Source organism: Candidatus Andeanibacterium sp. (assembly GCF_057143545.1).
Genome location: NZ_DBNHSF010000182.1, coordinates 1 through 3,889 on the forward strand (window position 1 = coordinate 1; position 3,889 = coordinate 3,889).

Sequence of the window (3,889 nt, forward strand, 5' to 3'; positions counted from 1 at the left end):
ACCACGCGGGCAAGCTTGCCTTCGAGCACCGAGGTTTCAAGGCTGTCGACCGTCGAACTGGCCGGGTAATGGTTGAAGTCCGAGCTGACGAGCGGCTGGTCGGTATAATCGAGCACGCCCTTCATCGGGCCTTCGGCAGCAGCCTTGAGCGCGGCGTTGAGCTCGTCCTTGCTCGTGTCGCGCCCGGGAACGAAGACCAGGTCGACCAGGCTGACATTGGGGGTCGGCACCCGGACCGAAGATCCGTCGAGCTTGCCGTTGAGCTCCGGCAGCACCAGCCCGACCGCGCGCGCCGCGCCGGTGGTGGTCGGGATCATGTTCTGCGCCCCGCCGCGCGCCCGGCGCAGGTCGGAATGTATCTGGTCGAGCATCCGCTGGTCATTGGTATAGGAATGGATCGTGGTCATGATCCCGCGTTCGATCCCGACCGTCTCGTGCAGCACCTTGGCTACCGGGGCGAGGCAATTGGTGGTGCAGCTGGCATTCGAGACGATCAGGTCGTCACCGGTCAGGATGCCGTGATTGACGCCGTAGACCACCGTCTTGAGATCGCCCTTGGCCGGGGCGGAGATCAGCACCCGCCTGGCGCCGGCGTCGATATGCGGCTGGCTCGCCTCGACCGACTGGAAAAAGCCGGTGCATTCGAGCACCAGGTCGATCCCCTGGTCGCCATGCGGGAGGTCGCCGGGATTGCGCTCGCTGGTGACGATCACCCGCTTGCCGTTGATCGTCAGGCTCGATCCGTCAGTGGTGACCGATCCCGGGAACCGGCCATGGGTCGAATCATGCGCGAACAGCACTGCATTGGCCTTGGCATCGGCGAGGTCGTTGATCGAAACGAGTTCGAAATCGTCGTCGGCGCGTTCGAAGATGGCGCGCGCCACAAGCCTCCCGATCCGTCCGAATCCGTTGATTGCTACCCTGGTCGCCATGAAAGTTGCTCCTGTTAACCCGCCAGCTTCGCTTTGATCTTCGGCACGATGGCCTCAGCGGAAAAGCCGAAATGTTCAAAAAGGACCGCCGCCGGCGCCGAGGCGCCGAAGCGGTCGAGCCCGATATTGAGCCCGTTCCTGCCCGTGTAGCGTTCCCAGCCCAGGGTCGTACCCGCCTCGATCGACACGATCAGCGTGTCCTCGGGCAACAATTCGCCACGATAACCGGCATCCTGCGCTTCGAACAGCTCCATGCAGGGCATCGAGACGACATCCGCGCCGATTCCCCGCTGCTCGAGCTGGGCGGCCGTGTCGAGCGCCACCGCCACTTCCGACCCGGTCGCCAGCAGGATCACCTTGCGCGTGGCCTCGGCCGCTTTCAGGCGATAGGCCCCCTTGGCGCAGCGATTGTCGAACTGGCTCCAGTTCTCGTCGCCCCAATTTCCTTGGGGCACGCGCACCGGGGGCAGGTTCTGGCGCGACAAGGCAATGATCGAAGGCGTTTCGGGCGTCTGCAACGCCAATGCCCAGCATTCGGCGGTCTCGATCGCATCGGCCGGGCGATAGAGGTTGAGATTGGGAATGAGGCGCAGGCTCATCAGCTGCTCGACCGGCTGGTGGGTCGGCCCGTCTTCGCCCAGCCCGATCGAATCGTGGGTCATGACATAGACCACCCCGACCTGCTGCAGTGCCGACAGGCGGATCGCATTGCGGGCATAGTCGCTGAAAATCAGGAAAGTCCCGCCATAGGGCGCAATGCCGCCATGCAGCGCCATCCCGTTCATCGCCGCGGCCATCCCGAATTCGCGGATGCCGTAATAGATGTAGCGTCCGGAATAATCGTCTTTTGTCAGTGGTTTGGTAGCCGAAGTTTTGGTATTGTTTGAACCTGTCAAATCGGCCGATCCGCCGATCAGCTGGGGCAGTTTCTCGGTCAGCGGCTCGAGCGCCTTTTGCGAAGCCACCCGGCTGGCGATCTTGGGCGGATCCTTCGCCAGTTCGCAGATATGCTTCTCAAGCGCCGGCGCCGCGAGATCGGCCACGCCCATCATCCAGTTCTCGAATTCGGCTTTCCTGCCGCTCTTTTCGAGCCGCGCCTGCCAGTCCGCATGCGCCCTGCCCCCGGCATCCCCGAGCGAGCGCCAGTCTGAGAGGATGTCGTCAGGGACGACGAAAGGTTCGTGCTCCCAGCCGAGATATTCGCGCGCCGCCGCGATTTCTTCCTCGCCCAGCGGATTGCCGTGGACCGCCGAGGTGCCCTGCTTGTTGGGCGCGCCCTTGCCGATCACGGTCTTGCAGGCGACCAGCGACGGGCGCGGATCGGCCAGCGCTGCGTCGAATGCCTGGCGGATCGAGGCCGGATCGTGCCCGTCGCAGCGCACCGTGTGCCAATTCGTGGCCCGGTAGCGCGCCTCTATATCCTCGCTGGTCGAAAGATCGGTCGAACCGTCGATCGTGACGTCGTTATCGTCCCACAGCACGATCAGGTTCCCCAGCCCGAGATGCCCGGCCAGGCCGATCGCTTCGTGGTTGATGCCTTCCATCAGGCAGCCGTCGCCCGCGATCACCCAGGTCCGGTGATCGACGAGATCGTCGCCGAACTGCGCGTTGAGGTGCCGCTCGGCAATCGCCATGCCCACCGCCATCGCAAGACCCTGCCCCAGCGGACCGGTGGTGCATTCGACCCCATCGAGCAGGAAATTCTCGGGATGGCCGGCGCAGGGGCTGCCGAGCTGGCGGAAATTGCGGATCTCGTCCATCGTCGGATGCGCGTAGCCGGTGAGGTGCAACAGCGCGTAGATCAGCATCGAGCCGTGGCCGGCCGAGAGCACGAAGCGGTCGCGATCGGGCCATTTCGGATCGGCGGGATCGTATTTGAGGTAGTCCGACCACAGCACGGTTGCGACATCGGCCATGCCCATCGGCATGCCCGGGTGGCCGATATTGGCCTTCTGCACCGCGTCCATCGAGAGCGCGCGGATGGCGTTGGCCATGGGCGCGAGGCGGGACGGGTCGAGACTCATGAAGATTGCTCCTGCGAAGCGCCGGAATTGCGCTGGATGGTCGTGATTCGACGCGCGGTTTCCTTTGCGGACCCTCTGGCTGCCGTCAAGCGCGGGCGAATCCGTTCCCCAAAGGCCGCCGCGATCAAAGTAGAGGATAACTTGCAGCATCGGGCCGCAAGCTTTTGCAAGCGATAGGAAGTCTGGGTTAGCGTTGCCGGTATGGGAAGCGCAAGGGCAGACGAGGCACTGGCCCGGATCGAGGCCGCAACCGCCCGGATCGAGGCGGCCTGCAAGCGCCTGCCGCCGGGCGGCGACAATGCGCTGGCCGCGCGCCATGCAGCACTTCGCAAAACGGTCGAAGCCAGCCTCGCCGACCTCGATCGCCTGATTGGGTCTCTAGAGGGATGAGCAATATCACCCTCACGATCGGCGGACGTTCCTATACGGTTGCCTGCACCGACGGCCAGGAAGCGCATATTGCCGCACTCGGACGCTCGATCGACGAAAAGCTGGCAGCGATGGGAAGTGCCGCAGGGCAGAACGAATCCCGCACCCTGCTGTTCGCCGCGCTGCTGCTGGCCGACGAGGTGCACGAGCTGAAGAACGGCCCTGCGCCAGCCAATGCCAAGGGGCCGCAGCAGGAAGAGGACGAACTCGAAGCGATCGCCACAAGGCTCGAAAAACTCGCCGACGCCCTTGAGGCTTAACCTTTATGTGCCTAAATGCAGCGTGACGGGCACTGCCCGGTACGCGCCGATCGAACATCCCTGAGGCTATAAGCAATCCATGGGGACTGTCCCTGGCTGGATCTTGGTCCGGCACACATGGTTCCCACCTGACGTTGAGGCGTCAGAGGATTTCCCCGGCACCGGCCCATGGTGGTCCCGTCACTCTTCCCTTCGACACGGCACTCCGGCAAAGGGGCGCGATGTCGAACGTCATCGAACAAAA

4 protein-coding genes are annotated in these 3,889 nt (G+C 64.0%); 2 read left to right on the forward strand and 2 right to left on the reverse strand.

The genetic code is table 11. From position 1 onward, the window contains the following. The coding region (gene gap, locus AC16XC_RS10945; protein WP_484034693.1) for a type I glyceraldehyde-3-phosphate dehydrogenase at nucleotides 1-932 on the reverse strand (932 nt) is incomplete at its 3' end. A gap of 14 nt (nucleotides 933-946) precedes the next feature. Next, on the reverse strand, nucleotides 947-2,956 hold the full coding sequence (gene tkt / locus AC16XC_RS10950) for a transketolase (protein WP_484034694.1): 2,010 nt from the start codon (nucleotides 2,954-2,956) through the stop codon (nucleotides 947-949). Nucleotides 2,957-3,157: 201 nt separating this feature from the next. Between tkt and AC16XC_RS10955 the strand changes: the two genes are divergently transcribed. Both AC16XC_RS10955 and zapA read left to right on the forward strand, forming a co-directional pair. Beyond that, nucleotides 3,158-3,346 (forward strand): hypothetical protein, encoded by a 189-nt coding sequence (locus AC16XC_RS10955; protein WP_484034695.1) that lies wholly within the window; start codon nucleotides 3,158-3,160, stop codon nucleotides 3,344-3,346. Beyond that, entirely contained in the window at nucleotides 3,343-3,645 is a 303-nt protein-coding gene (gene zapA / locus AC16XC_RS10960) for a cell division protein ZapA (protein ID WP_484034696.1), read from the forward strand. Before AC16XC_RS10955 ends, zapA begins: the two co-directional genes overlap by 4 nt. Nucleotides 3,646-3,889 lie beyond the last annotated feature (244 nt).